This is a genomic window from Legionella erythra, from assembly GCF_001467615.1.
Taxonomy (GTDB): domain Bacteria; phylum Pseudomonadota; class Gammaproteobacteria; order Legionellales; family Legionellaceae; genus Legionella_C; species Legionella_C erythra.
The window spans coordinates 623,623-641,574 of the sequence record NZ_LNYA01000034.1 but is presented as its reverse complement, the minus strand read 5'-3'; the positions used below and the strand labels follow the sequence as shown (position 1 = coordinate 641,574).

Genomic DNA, 17,952 nt, shown 5'->3' with positions numbered 1-17,952 from the left:
CTTTTCCAGTTAGGACGACAAAATGCGTAACAGGTTTTTATAGTCTTCGGCAAAATCATTTTCTATCTGTACCAGTTCTTTGACCTTACGGCAGGCATGGATAACCGTGGTATGATCACGGCCGCCAAAATGATCACCAATTTCTGGCAAACTATGATTGGTTAATTCCTTTGCCAAAGCCATCGCCATCTGCCTTGGCCTGGCAATTGAGCGGCTGCGACGTTTTGACAACAAATCAGCAACTTTGACTTTGTAATATTCAGCTACTGTTTTCTGTATATTTTCAATGGTAACCAGTTTATCCTGCAAAGCCAGCAAATCCCGCAAGGCATCATGCACAAAGTCAATGGTGATGCATTTCCCGGTAAAATGGGCATTGGCTATAACCCGGCGTAAAGCGCCTTCCAGCTCCCGCACATTGGAGCGAATTCGTTTGGCGATAAAAAAAGCCACTTCATAAGGCAATTCAATGTTCGATTGCTCCGCTTTGCTGATTAAAATAGCAACGCGTGTTTCTAATTCGGGCGGTTCCACCGCAACCGTCAATCCCCAGCCAAAACGCGATTTCAAGCGTTCTTCAACCCCTTCAATTTCTTTAGGATAACGATCACTGGTCAGAATAATTTGCTGTTGACCCTCAAGTAAGGCATTGAAAGTATGAAAAAACTCTTCCTGGGAGCGATCTTTTCCCGCAAAAAATTGGATATCATCAATTAACAACGCATTCAATGAACGGTAAAAGCGCTTAAATTCATTAATCGTATTGGTCTGCAGCGCCTTGACCATGTCGGCAACAAAACGTTCGGAATGCAGATACAATACCTTGGCTTCTGGATTATTTTTTAAGATGGCATTACCAATGGCATGCATTAAATGCGTTTTACCCAGTCCCACCCCACCATAAATAAAAAGAGGGTTATAAGCATCACCAGGACGCTCGGCAACCTGAAGGGACGCCGCACGGGCCAGTTGATTTGAATTCCCTTCGACAAAGCTGTCGAAATGAAATTTTTTATTCAGATAGCTGTTTTTATAATCAGCAGTCTTTTTAGGAGTCGATTTAGCAACAACTGCAGCAGCATCAGCCGGGGCCTGACGTTCAGTTGCGGCAACGGGTTGGACAGATGGCTTACTGCCAATTTGAATGGTCACAGCAGAAATCAACTCACCGCCAATTTGCGTCGCCAATTCTCTTATTCGTGCAAAAAAATGCTTATTGACCCAGTCCACTACAAAACGGTTAGGTGCTAATAAAATAAGATTGTTGTCTTGCACTTTCGCATGCAACGGACGTAACCAGGTATTAAATTGCTGTGGAGGATACTCCTCCTCCAGAAGACCCAGACATTTCTGCCAAACGTTCGCAGACACAAAAACTCCCCTTACCTACAAAGGCCGCACTGAAAGAAAGGCAACCCGAATTTAAATAGTGCCACTATCATGTATAACGAGCAAGCTCAGACAAGTAAATGCCTGTGCTCAACTAACCAAAAGGATTCACCGCAATGAAGGAATGTCATCGACACATGAGAAATCATTATACCCACCAAAACACAAAAGAACAGAGTTATCCACAGGATTATGGAAAATATTCATGAAGCACCCCAGGCAAATTTATAAATAAAACAAACCATGGGATTTCCGTCTAATAAAAAAATACCAGGAATAAATAGAGGATAACCTGATACAAACGGCGTGGATAAAAGGCGTATAAATACAGGAAAAAAACAAATATTAAATCTATCAAGAAGATATCCTAGCGATTACAGCTGTATTATCAACACCTTTAATCATGAGATAACTTTATGATTATATTATAAAATACCAGGATATTAACAGTTATGCGCTTCCTAATAAAAAAAACAAAATTTTAAGATCTTAATTTTTTATGTTAATTGACAGCGCCAATAAATGATCGATCCATCGTATTCTTAACGGGATGGTTTGACAGAAGATGTAAAGTTTTCTATCATTGCCACCCTCAAAATTTAATTTTTTAAACAGGTTCATCATGAAACGCACCTTTCAACCCAGTAATCTAAAACGCAAACGCGATCATGGTTTTCGCCAACGCATGGCAACCCGCGGTGGTCGTCTGGTTTTAAAGCGACGCAGAGCTAAAGGACGTAAACGTTTATCTGCCTAAGTGTATTGTTTTGACAAGAAACGTCGATTGTTGAAAAAAAAAGACTTCGATGTTGTATTTAATCAACCCAATAAAACAGTAACCTCAGAATTTGTGCTCTTACATAGAGCAAATACTCTGGGGTATGCTCGTCTGGGTTTGGCTTTGTCAAAAAAACTGGTGCCCAAAGCGCATCAGAGGAATCGTCTGAAGCGTTTACTCCGTGAAAGTTTCCGCACCCATCCATTGCCAGCAGTAGATGTTATCGTTCTCGCCAGACATGGGGTGGCCAAAGTAGAAAATAAAGTCATTGCAACCAAGCTAGGTTTAACATGGAACAAATTAATCGCATTTTACGGCAACTAGTTGCTTTACCGATTATTATGTATCAGTTATTCATCCGGCCTGTCATGAAACCTAGCTGCCGATTTTATCCAAGTTGTTCACAATACGCCCTAACGGCTATCCGCAGTTACGGCGTACTAAAAGGCATTAAATTAGCCTGTTGCCGTCTAATGCGGTGTCATCCCTGGTGTGATGGCGGCTACGATCCGGTATTACCTAACGAAGAGAAACATTAATGGATACAAGACGAGTTATTTTATATGCTGCACTGGCTCTGATTGTCTACTCCCTTTGGACGAGTTGGCATCAGGATTACCCTGGAATACCAGCAACGCAGCCGCAAACGCAGGGTATATCAAACGAGCACCAGCTTCTTCCTGATGTGGACACGGGTTCATCGTCTGAAAATCAAAACCCGAAAGAGGCGCTCATTACTCCTGATGCAAGCGCTAAAAAGACCCACGCAGGCAATGTAAGGGTTAAAACGGACGTTCTCGATATCCAGATTGATACGGAACATGGCGATATCGTCAATGCTCGTTTACTGGATTACCCTGCCAGTGTTGAAGAAAAAAACAACCCCATCACGTTACTTAACAATAATCCCGATGAACGGTATGTAGCCAACAGTAACCTCCTGGTCAGTTCAACGAAGGGGGTCTTGCCGGTTGATCTCAATTTTACCAGTCAGGAAAGTGTTTATCAGCTGGAGAACAATCAAAAGACGCTCAGGGTGGTATTGACGGGAAAAAGTGCCAGCGGCCTTGATGTGAAAAAAATATTTGAATTCACCCGCGGCAGTTACCTCATTCAAGTCAATTATCAGATTGCAAACGAAAGCAATGCCGATTGGCAGGGGTATCTGAACGCGCAATTGCTGCGAGATTCCCCTAAAGAAGATCAGTCCAGCATTTTCCATGTCGGTTCTTATGTCGGAGCCTCCTATTCAGTGCCTGGGCAGCATAAGTATCAGAAAGTCACGTTTAAAGACATGGCCAAATCCAATCTCAACACAGACAGTACTGGCGGTTGGGTTGCCATGCAGCAGCATTATTTTTTAAGCGCCTGGGTTCCTGATGCGTCAAGCAAAAATGTGATTTATACCCGTTCAGCGGACAATAATTACACCATTGGGGTTGTCAGTTCACCGATTACCATTAAACCCGGTGATAGCAAAACCATCGGTGCAAAATTATATGTCGGTCCTGAAATTACCCATGTTTTGCAAACGATTGCTCCGGGGCTCGATTTGACGGTGGATTACGGATGGCTATGGTTCCTTTCGTCTGCCCTGTTTGCCGTCATGAAAGCTATCCATGGCGTGGTGGGTAACTGGGGATGGTCTATTGTTCTGGTCACCTTGTTGATTAAGCTCGCCTTTTACCGTTTGTCTGCCAGCAGCTACCGCTCCATGGCCGGAATGCGTCAGTTGCAACCGAAACTTCAGGCTTTACGTGAGCGTTATGGGGATGACAAAGCCAAAATGAGTCAGGCGACGATGGAGCTATATCGTCAGGAAAAAGTAAATCCCCTGGGCGGATGTTTACCCATTTTAGTCCAGATCCCCGTATTTATTGCACTTTACTGGGTCTTACTGGAGAGTGTTGAGTTAAGGCAGGCTCCGTTTATTCTGTGGATAAACGATTTGGCTGCAGCTGATCCTTACCATATTCTTCCTATTATCATGGGGGGAACCATGCTCATTCAACAACGATTGAATCCTGCTCCACCCGATCCGATGCAGGCAAAAATCATGATGTTTTTACCCGTGTTATTCACTGTATTATTCTGGAACTTCCCTGCGGGTTTGGTCCTTTACTGGATTGTCAACAACACCTTGTCCATCCTGCAACAGTGGCATATCACCCGTAAATACAGTGATGACAAGCCCAGTCAGAAAAAGCTTGCAACAGCCAAATAGCCATGCAGGAAGAAACCATCGTTGCTATCGCCACTCCGCCCGGCCGCGGCGGAGTCGGCATTATCCGCCTCTCTGGCCCAAATGCTTATGCGATTGGTTTGCATTTAACCCTTAAAAAACAATTATCTCCCCGCTTGGCGACCTACGCCTCTTTTTTAAATGATTTCGGTGACGTGATGGATAGTGGCCTTATCCTTTTTTTTAAGGCACCGCATTCCTTCACTGGCGAAGATGTGGTTGAAATTCAAGCCCACGGCTCTCCGGTCGTTTTAGACATGCTGATGAAGCGATGTGTGAATTTAGGTGCCCGTCTGGCTCGACCGGGAGAGTTTTCTGAGCGTGCGTTTTTAAATGATAAAATGGATTTAACCCAGGCCGAAGCCATTGCCGATTTAATTCATGCCAGCTCCGAAACAGCGGCACGATTGGCCATTCGTTCTCTTCAGGGTGATTTTTCTAAAAAAATCAATGCATTAAATGAAAAATTAATTTACCTTCGCATGTATGTTGAGGCCGCTATTGATTTTCCAGAGGAAGAGATTGATTTTCTTGGCGATGGTAAAATTGCAGGCATGCTCTCTGATTTACTGCATGATGTGAAAGCGATACGCTCGATGGCAACTCAGGGCTCGTTGATTCGTGAAGGCTTAAGCGTCGTTATTGCTGGAAAACCCAATGCCGGAAAATCAACGCTAATCAATTCCCTGGCTGGTCGAGATGTGGCTATTGTGACTGATATTGCCGGTACGACCCGTGATGTGATGCGTGAACACATCCTTCTTGATGATTTACCCCTGCATCTCATTGATACGGCCGGTTTGCGGGAAAGTGATGATGTCGTCGAGAAAGAGGGGATAAAACGAGCCTGGCAGGAAGTCAGCCAAGCAGATTGTGTGCTGATGGTGATTGATATTCATGATAAAAACAAGGCCGCTGAACTCAGCCAGGCAATTCAGACAAAACTTCCACCCCATGTGCCTGTAATAAAAATTTTTAATAAAATTGATACGGCCAATCTTAAACCCTCCCAACGGGGCAATGATATTTTCCTGTCAGCGAAATCAGGCCTTGGGATTAATTTATTGAAGGCCAAAATCAAAGAGTTGGTTGGTTACCAACCCGCTGAAGGGCAATTCATTGCGAGACGGCGTCATTTAGTCGCACTTAATCAGGCAGAGGAATTATTGCTCAATGGCCAGTTGCAATTGCACGACGCAAGGGCTGGTGAGTTATTGGCAGAAGACTTGCGTTTAGCCCACCTATCCTTATGTGAAATTACCGGCGAATTTACCTCAGACGATCTTTTGGGAAAAATATTTTCCAGCTTCTGTATTGGCAAATAAGGTTTCATTAATGTTCGTGGTGTATATTAATTACACATTTTGTAATTAAGCTATTACCATGCAAACCAAATCCGAAGATAAATCATCCATTAAGCGGATTAAACTGGAACCCCCTTATAATGCCGGGGACTGTGGTTATTATGCCCTTTTTACCGGAATACTCTATCTTGCCTTACGGTCTGAAAAGGATAACGGCATAAAAAAAACACTTGATGACAGCCATGCCTTATCTGAAATACTTGAGATAATGCGGAGCAATACGTCTTTGTCGAATTCGAATACAACAATCTTGAAACAAATGCTCGATTCCCTGGCATCAGGGGAATGGGACAAGATTAGTTATTCTGAATTATTGGATGATTTCAGCAATGCCTTGCGTAACAGGCTGATGAATAGTTCCTGGGGTAGAGGCTATTTTAAAACGGTCATTCAGGAAGGTGCTTGGAGCTTTGATCATAGCAGCTGGAGTGAGCTGCCATCCTTTAAAAAGCTTGAAAATCGCATATTTGATCGCATGCTCGAAATCGTAGGGAATAGTATTGTCGAGGCCGAAGAGGCGGGGGAAATACGCTTCAGGGCAACGCTTGAAGTCTGCAAGAAACTGAATGAAAACGAATTAGAAAAAATGGCCGAAGAAGTCGTTAAGCAGCATTATGGCCCTGGTTCCCAGAAAGTATGGGTAAGTCGCGATTTCCTTGAATTCCTTTGTCAAACCCTGTTCTCGTCCACAACATTGTTATTTGATGAGAAAGGCGTTGAAATAAGCAGTAAAGGGGTTTCGGAATGCCATTGGTATCTCGATTTGCCGGATGATCAACCAGCCACTGCACTAATTGATGTCGCGAATAAGGGATATATGAAGGACTTACGTGTCATCGATCGTTTTGTCATCGTTAATAAGCCCATTGCAAACCTTAACGAAAAAAAAGAAGCCTTGAAAGAATTAGACCAAGTCTGTCAAAGTAATATTGCCGAATTCAAAGAGACGCTACAAATTGTCCAGTTGCAAATCAAGCCAGGCAACGAGCTTGTCACCGCTCTTGGCTATTTTGACAAGGAACCGCCGGATGAGCCAACCATTTCCACGGCTATTCTGCCCTTTTTGGCGGAAGAAGACAGCTTAATGACACATTACACCCAACTGGTGCTTCTCAGTAAAGCTATCCATCAAAGTCAAACAAAAATTGCACAGTTGCAGGAAGACATTAAGGTCATGAAAACACAGAGCTCTAGTAAGGTCACGGGCGTGACCGGGTTTTTCGCGACCACGTCAACAATCTCCCACATTGAGAAAGACTGCGATAACAGTCCTAATTGCTCATGAGATAAAATTCAGGGTGGTCACGCCGCTCGTTTCATTGTTCTTGGCTAACGATGCTTTAAAAAAGCCGTTAGCACGGGTAAGATGAATGCCCTGGATAGTAAGCGATTTCTGGTAACCTAGTTGATATAAGCCAATGAGCTTCTGCGCGGCCTCGTCGAAGGGTAAGTCAATAGACCAATGGTTATTATCGGTGGCACACCCGCTGATCATAGCCCCGTCATCATTAAACAAAAGGTCAGATGAACCCAATAAATCAGCGGTTATCGCTTTTAAAAACTCACTATCCACCCAGGCTTTTTGGGTGGATTCCTGATAATAATAGCGGATGACCTCGTTAACCGGCTCAAGCAGCTCGTCGTCCCTTAAGTCATTACAAACCATAACACGGGCATTAAACAGGATAGCTTGTATTTTTTCACTGTCGGATGCATCCTTTTTACTTAATTGGTTGTAAAGTTTGTCGATTTGATTGGTTATTTTCTTGTTGATTGATTTAAAGCTGGTGTAGTTTTCCCAACAACGGTAATCGTCAAACCAGAGTCCGCTTTTAATTTTTTGCTTCACCTGGTGACTTAACCAGGATGATTGATAGGCTCGCTGTTTTAAGGCCACCGTAAAGGCGGCTAGAATTTCATCAAAGCCAGGATTGTCCCACCTGTCTTTTAGGGCAACAGCGTGCAAATGGTTAAGCAGATTTTGTACGTTGTCTGACGGTTTCGACTGAGGCAGGCAGTGTGGTACGGGTGGGACTACCTGCTTTAATAAGTTCGTGAGGGACTCACTGCCATTGAGGATTTCTTGTAAAGCGGGTGAAGATTGACCTCGCAAGGCCAAGTAAAAAAGTCCCAAGGTTATGACCTGATAACCGCAATCGCCATCTTGTTGCTGGGGCGATAATTGGATTCTTTTTGGCAGCGTTTTACTTAACATGCACCCTCCTGGTTATTCCATTGTTGTAAAAAATAAGCAATATAACCTAAATTAATGCATTCGGTCTAATGAGAGTATGCAATTGACATATCGCAATATTCCGATATAATCCTTATTATGAATATTAATTTAGTCCTTAAAGCCCTGGCTAATGAGAAGCGCTTAAAGATTCTTGGGTGGCTTAAGGAACCGGCAAAACATTTTAGTTCATCGCATTGTGATGTGATCACCGATGGCGTTTGTGTCGGTTTGATTGAAAAAAAATCAGGGTTATCGCAATCCACCGTTTCGCAATACCTGTCGCAACTGCAGCAGGCTGGTCTTATCACCATGGAGCGACGCGGCCAGTGGACTTATTGTAAACTAAACCAAACACTCATTGAGGAGTTCCTTGCGGCATTAAAAACCGTGCTATAAAAAAATTTGGGTCAATATATCGGAAATTTGCAATATTTAAATTAACCGATTAATGGAGGCAGTATGTCATTACAACCGTTGTTTCAACCCTATCGCCTGAATGATGACATTCAGTTAAAAAATCGCATCGTCATGGCACCGATGACCCGGAATATGGCCCATGATGATTTAAGCCCGACGCAGGTCATGGCAGATTATTATGCAAGACGGGCTGATGCCGGATTAATCATTACCGAAGGAACCATCATCCGGCCGGATGGGCGCGGCTATAGCCATGTTCCAGGGATTTATACCGAAACGCAAATGAAAGGCTGGCGGGCGGTTACCGAGGCCGTTCATGCCCAGGACGGCAAACTGTTTTTGCAGATTTGGCATGTTGGCCGGGTATCTCATCCTGTCTTTCTTGACGGACAATTGCCGCTTTCTCCCTCAGCCACAACGATGACGGGGAAAGTCGCGCGGACAAAGGATTTGCATTACGGGACATCTCGAGCGGCCTCGCTTAATGACATTCGCTCATTAATCACAAGCTATGCCGCTGCGGCTAAAAATGCCATGGAATCCGGTTTTGACGGCATTGAAATCCATGGCGCCAATGGCTATTTGATTGATCAGTTTCTTCACTACCATACCAATTTACGTGAGGATGATTACGGCCGTACGACTCGCGATAAAGCCCGCTTTGCTCTGGAGGTGGTCACGGCCTGTATCACCGCCATCGGCAATCATCGGGTGGGTTTGCGTTTGTCGCCTGGTGCCTATTTGAATGAAATCGTTGGTGATTCGCGCGATGCGGAAGTCTTTCAGTATTTATTACAACAACTCAATGAAATCAAACCGGCCTATGTCCACACGGGTAATTTTAATGACAGTGTCGCCTTTAAGGAGCTAGGAAATCAAACCATGACCGCCTTTATTCGCCAATACTACACAGGGACGCTGATTGCCTCCGGCAGTTATACACCGGAGAGCGCATCACGAGGTCTTGAGCGACAGGATTTTGACTTAATCGCTTTCGGCAGGCCGTTTATCGCCAATCCCGATCTGGTGGCGCGCTTGAAAACGCAACGCCTGTTAACAGCTTATGATGCCAGTATGCTATCCACGCTGTGGTGAATACAAAAATTAGTTAGATATAAACACAACTGTTTGTATGCTTGCAACATGAAAAAAATAAATACATAATGATTTCTTTGTTGACTTTGAGTTGCAGTGATATTAACAACTTAAAAAGGGGAGTTACGCCTTGCAGTATGATTCGTTGTATCAAGATAAAATAGGTTTTTTTGAAAAGGCTGCTGCAAAGGCTAGTAAAGGAAAAGATCTTATTCAATTTGCCGATAAATATGTTGGTAAGGCAGAATATCCTTTTATTGCCAGGAACTACACCCTTCTACAGCGAGAGTTTGAACAATTGTTTACAAGCTTGGAGGCCAGAAAGAAAAATCCTAAGGACTTGTGGCTTTATTGTTATTATCGCGCCATGTTATTGGCTACTTACCATGAGCATTATGGTCAAAAGGCGAAAGCGGAAGAATACAAAAACACTGCTGGAAAAATTATAACCATTTGTGAACGTAATAGGGAAGTGAAAGAAAGAGAAGAAGAAAGCGCTGTAACACACCTTAAAAAAGAGACGGCTCTTGAGTCTTATGATGGGGCTATGCTATCTACTCTTTGGTAATTGTAAAAAAATTAAAAAATTTAACCCTTAATCAATTTAACTTACTGCATGTTTGCAACATGAAAAAAATAAATACATAATGATTTCTTTGAAAGCTTTAACGCCGCACGTCTTAACATCAACATAAAAAGGGGGCAATAAGATGGTCTACGCCTTGCCGGTTCAAGCGTTTTTCGACAATAAAATGGGCTTTTTTGAAGGGGCCGCTGCACGGGTTAGAGACGGCCGCGATCTCCTTGCCTTTGCTGATGAATATGCTCAACTATCCAAATACCCTTTCGTTGCCCGATCCCATATTCTTTTACAGCAGGAATTTGAGCAGCTTTTTGCCAGCTTGAAAGCAAAAAAGAAAAATCGCCGGGATTTGTGGCTGTATTGTTATTACTGTGCCTTGATGCTTGAGACTTATCATACCCATTATGGCCAAAAAGCCAAAGCGCAGGAATACCGGGCTATTGCTGATAAAATTAAAGCCAGCTACAAGGGTGAAAGACCGCCCAAAAGGGAAAAAAGCGAAGACGCCTTTTTTACTCGTGTGGGTAAAGCGATAAGTCAGGATCTGGTTGAGATGGCCAAGACACCCACTCAGGTATCAAAATTGCGGGATAAAGTCGGGTTTTATAATATTGTCCGTATCTATTGGGTTTTTTGCCGCCTGACGTTCACTAATTCTCTGCGCTTGCTGCGTGATGTCAAAATTCTCGAGTTGCTGGAAAACGCGATTGGTAAAAACATCGATGTGGATGCGGTGGTTGAAACCCTTGAAGCGCCTAACTCGATATTCAGAGCATTTAGCGTTGGGTTTTTCCTGGCTCGATTAATTCTCAACGGTCTGGTTGCGGCGAAACATATGGCAGGTTCTTCCAAAGAAGAGCGCACGCTGCCCTTTAAAGAACGTTTTGTTCTGGAAATGTATAAACGTCATCCGGTGTTCCTTAACGATGTAGTGTGGGCTGTAGTGAATGGCGTGACCAACTATGCCCAGGTGTTTCATATTTCCGCCGCCGCGGCGGGCTGGATAACCGCAGGGTTTATGGTTTTCGATTTTGCCCTGATTCTTTGGCGCCGCCATTTAGCAGAGCAAGAGTACCTGGCCAAAAAGGCGCAGTACACAGCCGAACTTGCCCACTGTGAACATCATCGGGATATGGAACGTTATGCCCTGGTTGTTGAGCAACTTAAAAACCTTGAAATCAATTGGCAGGCAAAAAATTCTACCTTCTTATTTAATGCCACCGCGGCCCTTATGCTCGGTGCTGGATTTTCAGCGTCCATGCTGTTTACTTCCCCGGTATTGATTGTTCTTTCCTATGCTGTGTGCATGGTGGCTGTTGCCATGTATCTGTCCGATGGGGCTTATAACAATTACAAAGAAAAAAGCTTAAGGTTACAGCAGATGCAGGTGGAGCAGCAGTTAGAGCAGGCGCATGAAAAAAATATCGTTGGCGAAGATCTGGCCCGTGTTTTAAAAGAATACCAGGCAGCAAGGAATGAGTTCATTTTTACCATGATTAAAAACACGGTGATGCCGACTCTGATTCTTGCGACCTTTGCTGTATGCTGGCAAGCGGCACTCGTATTGATTGCCGTGTATGCCGCCTATGAGTTATGGAATGCTTACTGCAAGAAAAAGGGCACACCCCAGGAACCGGATGTTTTTGAAATGGTACCTGCAAGGAATGAAAACTCGGTTGTTTTGATTGAAAGGGACGAAAACCCCGAGGTAGATGATCCTTATTGCGATAATGACCTAAAGGGTTTTTACGCGATTTAGCCTTTGCTCAAGGTGCCGCTGACTTTTTCGTATTTGCGGTTTTCACGTACGGAAAAAAGCGGTACCTGCAGAAATTTGCCATCACTGTTGCCTGCCAGGTAGACTTTAAGATTCACCTCGGCGCCGTCACGGTTACGGTAGAATGTGACAGCGACGGATTTATCGGAGAGCACCTGACAGGCGGCTTCATTAACGTCATAACCCCGGTTTTGCAATCGACTGTCTACAAACTGAATAAATGCCAGTTTCGTTTGCGTGCTTTTTGGCGCAATGGTTAATTTAACTGCACTAAAGGGCGATAATGCCCCTTGCCAGATGCCATCAAGATGACTGCAATTCATGGCCGCCAGCGCAGGGTTAATCCCTGCGACCAACGCGGTGGGCAACAACCAACGGTTAGATGTCTGGATACATGGCATTAATCGCTGCAATATCTTTTTCACTTAAATGACTCCTTTGGCCAATCTCAACCCCCTCTACCAATGGAATAATGGTTTTTTGTCCATTTTTTGAAAAGGCATACGGGCCATAATGCATAATCGACTGGTAGTCATACTCGCCGATATCTTTGCCGTCTGTCAAATGCTGATCGAAGTTATAGCGGTTATCCTCATCAATATTTTCCCATAGGATGTGGATATAATTAGCTCGATCGGCACGGGATTGTTCATGCCACATGCCCAAGGCATGGCCGATTTCATGCACCGTACTCATGGTCGTACAGCGGGGGGCCAGATTAATCTCCTGCCGCCCGCCCTTTTTACCAACATAAGAGGAACACGTGGTGCCCTCAGCTGGAATAAACGCGATAAAATCAGGATAATGTTCACGATTTTTTGAGGTCAATTCAACGAATTCAAGCGCGGTATGCTCTTGCCAGTGGGCAATAGCCTGCATGACGGCGAGTTTATTTTTAAACGGTAAATCTTCAGCGATTTCAAAAGGGACAATCCCGTGCGTCCAACGGCTGCCGCCGACTTTAGGGCGGATGACTGCACTGTGTCGCTTTAAATCAGATGCTTTGCCAATCAGAATATCACCTTCAACAACGGCATAGTCATTGATTTGTTCATAAACCAATTGCCGGCTGCCCAATACGGGATCAGCGACAGTAACTTGCCCCAGTGTAGCCGCTGTTAATGTGCTTGAAGCAAGGAAAGACAGGCTGAATAGAAAATAGCGGTTCGGCATAAAAGTCCTTAATTTCATGATTAAAATGTGCTTATATCACTGTCTTTGATGATTTGAAAGAGGGCTTAAGCGTTTTGACGATAACGGAGGGCGCGTTTGTCCATAGCAGCAAACCAGAGCGGTGGTACCAGGGACAGCATGACCATGCCCAGATAACCAGACGGCAGTTGTGGGCTCTCCTCGCAATGATGCAAAATCTGGTAGGGTTTTGCTCCCTGTGCATGGTGATCGGAATGACGCTGCAGATGAAACAAAATCACGTTGCTCAACCAGTGATTGGCATTCCAGGAATGCAAGCTTGAAACCGGTTCGTAACGGCCATTAGCGAGGCGTTTGCGTTGCAGGCCATAATGTTCAATGTAGTTGACTATTTCTAACAGGAAAATGGCGACGAAAGATTGCAGAAGAAAGAAGCCGAGAGCCAGCCACCCTCCATAAGCAAAAATGGCTATCATGAGTAACAAGGGTGCGCCGATTATCCACCAGAATTGATTGTGGATGCTGTGAACGGAAAAGCCCTTTTTATGCAGGCGTTGTTTTTCCAGGTGCCAGGCCGATTGGAATGAACCCATTACAGAGCGAGGGATAAATCGATAAACGCTGATGCCTAAAGGGGCGGAGGCCGGATCGTCAGGGGTTGCTACCCGCACATGGTGACCGCGCACATGTTCTATCATAAAATGCCCGTAGCAGACCATTACCAGCAGGCTTTTGCTGAGAAATTGCTGCAATTTCCCGCTCTTATGCATTAATTCATGCGCCAGGGTAATCCCCAATCCACCGGTGATTAATCCAATGGATAAACTGTAACCTAACCATTCATACCATGTAAGCGTCGTATGGCTGACAGCATACAGGGAAAATAATAATAACAGGGACTGAATCGGTACATACAGGTAGATTATCGCTGAAAAATAAGGATCATGGGCGAGCGCATTTTCTTCGGCGGTAGAGACATTACTGCCATCCCTAACCCAATAATCAATCAGGGGTACGGTGGTAAACAAGATAAAAAAGGCGAGGAAATTGTAAATTCCACCCATAAAAAATCCAGCGACCGGCAATAAGAGTAACAGGTAACCGGTAAGAAAGCTGAGTTTTTTGCCAAACGACATAATCCACCCAAAGCAAGGCCCTTCTCTTATAACTATAGATGAATTCCTTATCCTCTGCCCCATACGGGTTAAGACTGGCCCTGCAATTTAAGAGCCAGTTTATATAATTCGTTTTTCGGCGCATGGCTAAGGATACTTGCCAGCTTAACCGCTTGTTTTAATGGCAATTCGCTGAGCAGAATCTCCAATAGCTCTTCCTCTTTACCCGCATCATTCTGCCTGGGTTGCACTGGAAAAATCAGGACAAACTCCCCTTTGCATCGTGCTTTATCATCCATAAGCCACTGTTTAATGGTCAAAGCATTGCCATGGATAAACTGCTCAAACGCCTTCGTCAATTCTTTAGCCAGTACAAACCTGTAATCCGGACTGAATAGTTCCAGGATGTCGTCAATGCAGTCTAGGATGCGATGCGTGGATTCATAAATAACCGTGGTGTGCTGGCTGCGGCCAATGGCGTTCAATTGTTCTCGCCGGGCCTGCTGTTTGGCGGGTAAAAAACCCATGAATGTAAAGGTATCGCAGGGCACGCCGGCTGCAGACAGGGCGGTAATGGCGGCACAGGGGCCGGGGATGGGAATCACCTCAATCGCCTGGGAGCGTGCCTGCCGCACCAGCTCAAAGCCCGGATCGCTGATTAAGGGCGTTCCGGCATCGCTGACAAGAGCAAAGGATTTGCCGTTAAGAAGTGCAGCAATAATGCTGTCGCTGTGGCTGCCTTCATTATGGGCATGATGCGATAACAGCGGCTTTTCAATGCCCAGCGCATGAAGCAGTTTACCGGAGTGGCGGGTATCCTCAGCTAATACGGTATCTACTTGCTTCAAGGTATTGATGGCACGAAGACTGATGTCTTCCAGATTGCCTATAGGAGTGGCGACGATATAAAGGCAGCCTTTAGAGCTTGCTGAACGTTTATCCATAGTTTATCCTATTGCGTTCCTGCGTTTTGGACCCTTTCTTCATGGTAGCGAATTCAATCATTAAAAAACTCACGCTGATGATTATTTCAGCCATTATACTGGCTGGCTGTACAAAAGTTGCAGAAAATCGTCCTCAATCCACCCGTCAACAACCCACACCCTACACCATGCCGTCAACGGCTTATCTGGCCATGGCAAAAAACCAGGGAGGGGATGAGCGGCAGAATATGCTTATCATGGCCGCCGGCCGCGCCATGTATGACGGACAATGGCGGCAAGCCTTATCTATCCTGTCTGAAACGGACAATTTATCGCCCGTACAAGCCAGCGAAAAAAATATTCTTTTAGCCAAGGCCGATTTGTTACGGGACCAACCCCGTTCGGCTATTGCCAAACTGTCATCAGTGCGTAATAGTGCCAGTCTGCCGGCGTTCTATCAAGCGCAATACCATGAAATTCTGGCCACAGCCTACGAGTCGATAGGCAATTCATCCTATGCGGTTCCTGAGCGGATTAAATTGGAGCACTTGCTCCCGGATGAAGCGTCCCGCACCAATAATCGCCGTATTCTCTGGCTGACGCTGACACGCTTGCCGACAGCGGAGCTCAATACCCTGGCTGTTGAAGCGGAAGACGGTTCAGAATTGCAGGGTTGGATGAAACTCGCACTTATCCCAAGGCAGCAGCAAACCAGTCAATCCATCCTCACACAGGTTGAGGAATGGCAGGATAGTTTCCCAGGGCATCCGGGGCGCAATTTATTACCCTCCCCTCTGGATGCGGTAAAACCGTATTTGCACCGCAAGCCGCATAATATGGCCCTGCTGCTGCCGGTTACCGGCCCGCTGGCCGGCCCCGGCGGTGCCATACGTGATGGATTTATGGCTGCATATAACAGCAATGATTCAGGCAGGCGAGTGAGTGTCAGGCTGTATGATACGGCCGCCCAGGATGTGACCGTGCTGTATCAACAAGCTGTTGAGGACGGCGCTGACTATATTGTTGGTCCCTTAGCCAAAGCGGATGTCGCTAAAGTGGCCAAACTTAATCACCCGGTCCCCACCCTGTTTTTGAATGATATCGATGTCGGCTCAAGCAATAATGCGTACCGCTTTGGTTTATCGCCCACCAACGAAGCACGGCAGGTGGCCGCTAAAGCAAGTAAACAGGGGTTAAAGCGCGCGCTGGTGATTGCTCCGGCAGGTGCCTGGGGGGATGAAATTGTCGCCGCATTTAATGAGCAATGGCGTACGGGCGGCGGGGTCATTGTTGAACGCCTGGCTTTTGATGATCATACTAACCTGACTGCCGCTGTGCGTGATTTTTTGCATGTGTCTGAACGGCAGGCGCGGCAAAAGCAATTCAGGCCCGGTGCCGAACCTGAGGGACAACAATTGCCTAAGCGGCGACAGGATTTCGATATGATTTTTCTCCTGGCTTACCCCTCCAAAGCACGGCAGATCATGCCGCTGCTGAAATATTATTTTGCAGGCGATGTGCCTGTCTACGCGACGTCGTCAGTGTACGGAGGCAGCACCAATACCATGCGCGACCGGGATCTCGATGGCATCATCTTCTGCGATATGCCCTGGGTATTTAACCATCAATTGGCGAATAAAAACTGGCCTGAACAGTTAAACAGTTATAACCGTCTTTATGCCTTGGGCATGGACAGCTATGCCCTGGCGACTCAGTTAAATCAGCTGATCCTTTTTCCCGCATTGGGTATTGATGACAAAAGCGGTGTTTTATATCTGAATCGCGCCCAGCAGGTGGCCAGGGTTCTGGCCTGGGGTAAATTTAAGGGTGGTGTGGCCGAGCTCACCAGTCAAACCATCTAACAGGCGGGTTTGGCTGCGAACCCCCTTTCCTGCGAGTAGTCCATGTCAACAGGAGTTGGTGATAAGGCGGAGTTACTGGCCTGCCGTTATCTTAAACAGCAGGGTCTGTCGCTGTTAACCTGTAATTACCGTTGCCGTTTTGGAGAAATTGATCTCATTATGCGCGATGGGTGCTACCTGGTGTTCGTGGAAGTGCGGGCTCGTCAATCAAGCGCTTTTGGCGGCGCGCTGGCCAGTATTACTGCCAGTAAGCAAAAGCGGCTTATCCAGACTGCCCTGCATTACCAGTTAGCGCAAAATCAACAAAACCCATCACGCTTTGATGTGGTCTGTCTGCAAGGTACGCCTTTTCAGTTGGAATGGATAAAAGACGCGTTTGGATTGGATTATTAAATTGAATGAGGGTCATCTATCATGTCAACACCAATGGAAGACAGGATCAGGCAATTGTTTGGAATGAGTATCGAAGGAACCATTGCTGCCGCTGATATCTTGTCAGCTCCTATCGCCAGAGCTGGACTCCGGTTAGTCAATTGCTTATTAAATGACGGCAAAATTCTTTTATGCGGTAATGGCGGTTCTGCGGCGAATTGCCTGCATTTTGCCGCAGCGATGCTTAATCATTTTGATGTTGAACGCCCACCCTTACCAGTAATTGCTTTAACTGCGGATGTCGCCTCCATGACCTCCATTGCAGGGGATAGCCATTATGATCATGTATTTGCCCGCCAGATCCAGGCCTTGGGCCAGGAGGGCGATGTGTTAATGGTGTTGTCGACTTCTGGTAACACAGACAGTATTCTTCATGCGGTCAATGCGGCGAATGATCGCGGCATGGATACCATTGCTTTAAGCGGTCGCGATGGCGGCGTGTTAGCTAACCATTTAGGACCAGAAGACATCGAAGTACGAGTAATGGCCGATACGGATGCGCGCATCAGAGAAACGCATTTATTGATACTGCATTGTTTTTGCGATCTAATTGATCAATCATTATTTGGCCAAATGTTGGGGTAAGT

At 45.6% G+C, this 17,952-nt stretch carries 19 protein-coding genes; 13 read left to right on the top strand and 6 right to left on the bottom strand.

Features of this window, described 5'->3' with window-relative positions; all coding sequences use genetic code 11:
- Positions 1-9: 9 nt before the first annotated feature.
- Complete coding sequence (gene dnaA / locus Lery_RS14210; RefSeq protein ID WP_058527883.1) at positions 10-1,371, bottom strand: chromosomal replication initiator protein DnaA; 1,362 nt, start codon at positions 1,369-1,371, stop codon at positions 10-12.
- 640 nt (positions 1,372-2,011) lie between these two features.
- On the opposite strand from dnaA, the gene rpmH reads away from it, so the two are divergent.
- From rpmH to Lery_RS14185, 6 genes are read left to right on the top strand one after another with little or no spacing between them, the layout of a single operon-like run.
- Positions 2,012-2,146 carry a 50S ribosomal protein L34 gene (gene rpmH / locus Lery_RS14205; RefSeq protein ID WP_019215662.1) on the top strand — a complete coding sequence of 45 codons (135 nt, stop codon included), beginning with the start codon at positions 2,012-2,014 and terminating at the stop codon, positions 2,144-2,146.
- A gap of 27 nt (positions 2,147-2,173) precedes the next feature.
- Positions 2,174-2,491 carry a ribonuclease P protein component gene (gene rnpA / locus Lery_RS14200; RefSeq protein WP_237759236.1) on the top strand — a complete coding sequence of 106 codons (318 nt, stop codon included), beginning with the start codon at positions 2,174-2,176 and terminating at the stop codon, positions 2,489-2,491.
- Positions 2,458-2,706: a membrane protein insertion efficiency factor YidD gene (gene yidD / locus Lery_RS15130; RefSeq protein WP_082657220.1), complete on the top strand. Its 249-nt coding sequence runs from the start codon at positions 2,458-2,460 to the stop codon at positions 2,704-2,706. Before rnpA ends, yidD begins: the two co-directional genes overlap by 34 nt.
- Entirely contained in the window at positions 2,706-4,391 is a 1,686-nt protein-coding gene (gene yidC / locus Lery_RS14195) for a membrane protein insertase YidC (RefSeq protein WP_058527881.1), read from the top strand. The genes yidD and yidC overlap by 1 nt, the downstream gene beginning before the upstream one ends.
- A 2-nt stretch (positions 4,392-4,393) precedes the next feature.
- Positions 4,394-5,734, top strand: a complete 1,341-nt coding sequence (gene mnmE, locus Lery_RS14190) for a tRNA uridine-5-carboxymethylaminomethyl(34) synthesis GTPase MnmE (RefSeq protein WP_058527880.1) — start codon at positions 4,394-4,396, stop codon at positions 5,732-5,734.
- A gap of 58 nt (positions 5,735-5,792) precedes the next feature.
- A complete protein-coding gene (locus tag Lery_RS14185; protein ID WP_058527879.1) occupies positions 5,793-7,058 on the top strand; it encodes a hypothetical protein in 1,266 nt (421 codons plus the stop codon).
- Here Lery_RS14185 and Lery_RS14180 read toward each other — a convergent pair.
- Positions 7,053-7,988, bottom strand: a complete 936-nt coding sequence (locus tag Lery_RS14180; RefSeq protein ID WP_058527878.1) for a hypothetical protein — start codon at positions 7,986-7,988, stop codon at positions 7,053-7,055. The genes Lery_RS14185 and Lery_RS14180 overlap by 6 nt on opposite strands.
- A gap of 117 nt (positions 7,989-8,105) precedes the next feature.
- Between Lery_RS14180 and Lery_RS14175 the strand changes: the two genes are divergently transcribed.
- From Lery_RS14175 to Lery_RS14160, 4 genes are all read left to right on the top strand, one after another.
- Positions 8,106-8,405, top strand: a complete 300-nt coding sequence (locus Lery_RS14175) for an ArsR/SmtB family transcription factor (protein WP_058527877.1) — start codon at positions 8,106-8,108, stop codon at positions 8,403-8,405.
- 63 nt (positions 8,406-8,468) lie between these two features.
- On the top strand, positions 8,469-9,521 hold the full coding sequence (locus Lery_RS14170; RefSeq protein ID WP_058527876.1) for an alkene reductase: 1,053 nt from the start codon (positions 8,469-8,471) through the stop codon (positions 9,519-9,521).
- 130 nt (positions 9,522-9,651) lie between these two features.
- Positions 9,652-10,089: a hypothetical protein gene (locus Lery_RS14165; protein WP_058527875.1), complete on the top strand. Its 438-nt coding sequence runs from the start codon at positions 9,652-9,654 to the stop codon at positions 10,087-10,089.
- A gap of 142 nt (positions 10,090-10,231) precedes the next feature.
- Entirely contained in the window at positions 10,232-11,863 is a 1,632-nt protein-coding gene (locus Lery_RS14160; protein ID WP_058527874.1) for a hypothetical protein, read from the top strand.
- On the opposite strand, the gene Lery_RS14155 is transcribed toward Lery_RS14160, so the two are convergent.
- The 4 genes from Lery_RS14155 to rsmI all read right to left on the bottom strand — a co-directional run bounded on the left by Lery_RS14155 (position 11,860) and on the right by rsmI (position 15,092).
- Entirely contained in the window at positions 11,860-12,306 is a 447-nt protein-coding gene (locus Lery_RS14155) for a hypothetical protein (RefSeq protein ID WP_131750986.1), read from the bottom strand. The genes Lery_RS14160 and Lery_RS14155 overlap by 4 nt on opposite strands.
- The gene (gene legP / locus Lery_RS14150) at positions 12,260-13,054 is read right to left on the bottom strand and encodes a Dot/Icm T4SS effector Zinc-dependent metalloprotease LegP (RefSeq protein ID WP_272946898.1); all 795 of its coding nucleotides are present in this window, start codon (positions 13,052-13,054) and stop codon (positions 12,260-12,262) included. Before legP ends, Lery_RS14155 begins: the two co-directional genes overlap by 47 nt.
- Positions 13,055-13,119: 65 nt before the next feature.
- Positions 13,120-14,169 (bottom strand): alkane 1-monooxygenase, encoded by a 1,050-nt coding sequence (locus tag Lery_RS14145; protein ID WP_058527871.1) that lies wholly within the window; start codon positions 14,167-14,169, stop codon positions 13,120-13,122.
- A 68-nt stretch (positions 14,170-14,237) separates the two neighbouring features.
- Positions 14,238-15,092, bottom strand: a complete 855-nt coding sequence (rsmI, locus tag Lery_RS14140; RefSeq protein WP_058527870.1) for a 16S rRNA (cytidine(1402)-2'-O)-methyltransferase — start codon at positions 15,090-15,092, stop codon at positions 14,238-14,240.
- Positions 15,093-15,133: 41 nt separating this feature from the next.
- On the opposite strand from rsmI, the gene Lery_RS14135 reads away from it, so the two are divergent.
- From Lery_RS14135 to Lery_RS14125, 3 genes are read left to right on the top strand one after another with little or no spacing between them, the layout of a single operon-like run.
- Positions 15,134-16,933 carry a penicillin-binding protein activator gene (locus tag Lery_RS14135; RefSeq protein ID WP_058527869.1) on the top strand — a complete coding sequence of 600 codons (1,800 nt, stop codon included), beginning with the start codon at positions 15,134-15,136 and terminating at the stop codon, positions 16,931-16,933.
- A 42-nt stretch (positions 16,934-16,975) separates the two neighbouring features.
- Positions 16,976-17,326, top strand: a complete 351-nt coding sequence (locus Lery_RS14130) for a YraN family protein (RefSeq protein WP_058527868.1) — start codon at positions 16,976-16,978, stop codon at positions 17,324-17,326.
- 21 nt (positions 17,327-17,347) lie between these two features.
- Positions 17,348-17,950, top strand: a complete 603-nt coding sequence (locus Lery_RS14125; RefSeq protein ID WP_131750985.1) for an SIS domain-containing protein — start codon at positions 17,348-17,350, stop codon at positions 17,948-17,950.
- The last annotated feature ends 2 nt before the right edge of the window (positions 17,951-17,952 follow it).

Coding starts and splice junctions, on each gene's coding strand:
- Lery_RS14170 (WP_058527876.1), top strand. CDS start 8,469: ATGTCATTACAACCGTTGTTTCAACCCTATCGCCTGAATGATGACATT.
- Lery_RS14185 (WP_058527879.1), top strand. CDS start 5,793: ATGCAAACCAAATCCGAAGATAAATCATCCATTAAGCGGATTAAACTG.
- Lery_RS14125 (WP_131750985.1), top strand. CDS start 17,348: ATGTCAACACCAATGGAAGACAGGATCAGGCAATTGTTTGGAATGAGT.
- rsmI (WP_058527870.1), bottom strand. CDS start 15,092: ATGGATAAACGTTCAGCAAGCTCTAAAGGCTGCCTTTATATCGTCGCC.
- yidC (WP_058527881.1), top strand. CDS start 2,706: ATGGATACAAGACGAGTTATTTTATATGCTGCACTGGCTCTGATTGTC.
- rpmH (WP_019215662.1), top strand. CDS start 2,012: ATGAAACGCACCTTTCAACCCAGTAATCTAAAACGCAAACGCGATCAT.
- mnmE (WP_058527880.1), top strand. CDS start 4,394: ATGCAGGAAGAAACCATCGTTGCTATCGCCACTCCGCCCGGCCGCGGC.
- Lery_RS14180 (WP_058527878.1), bottom strand. CDS start 7,988: ATGTTAAGTAAAACGCTGCCAAAAAGAATCCAATTATCGCCCCAGCAA.
- Lery_RS14135 (WP_058527869.1), top strand. CDS start 15,134: ATGGTAGCGAATTCAATCATTAAAAAACTCACGCTGATGATTATTTCA.
- Lery_RS14175 (WP_058527877.1), top strand. CDS start 8,106: ATGAATATTAATTTAGTCCTTAAAGCCCTGGCTAATGAGAAGCGCTTA.
- yidD (WP_082657220.1), top strand. CDS start 2,458: ATGGAACAAATTAATCGCATTTTACGGCAACTAGTTGCTTTACCGATT.
- Lery_RS14145 (WP_058527871.1), bottom strand. CDS start 14,169: ATGTCGTTTGGCAAAAAACTCAGCTTTCTTACCGGTTACCTGTTACTC.
- Lery_RS14160 (WP_058527874.1), top strand. CDS start 10,232: ATGGTCTACGCCTTGCCGGTTCAAGCGTTTTTCGACAATAAAATGGGC.
- Lery_RS14130 (WP_058527868.1), top strand. CDS start 16,976: ATGTCAACAGGAGTTGGTGATAAGGCGGAGTTACTGGCCTGCCGTTAT.
- legP (WP_272946898.1), bottom strand. CDS start 13,054: ATGCCGAACCGCTATTTTCTATTCAGCCTGTCTTTCCTTGCTTCAAGC.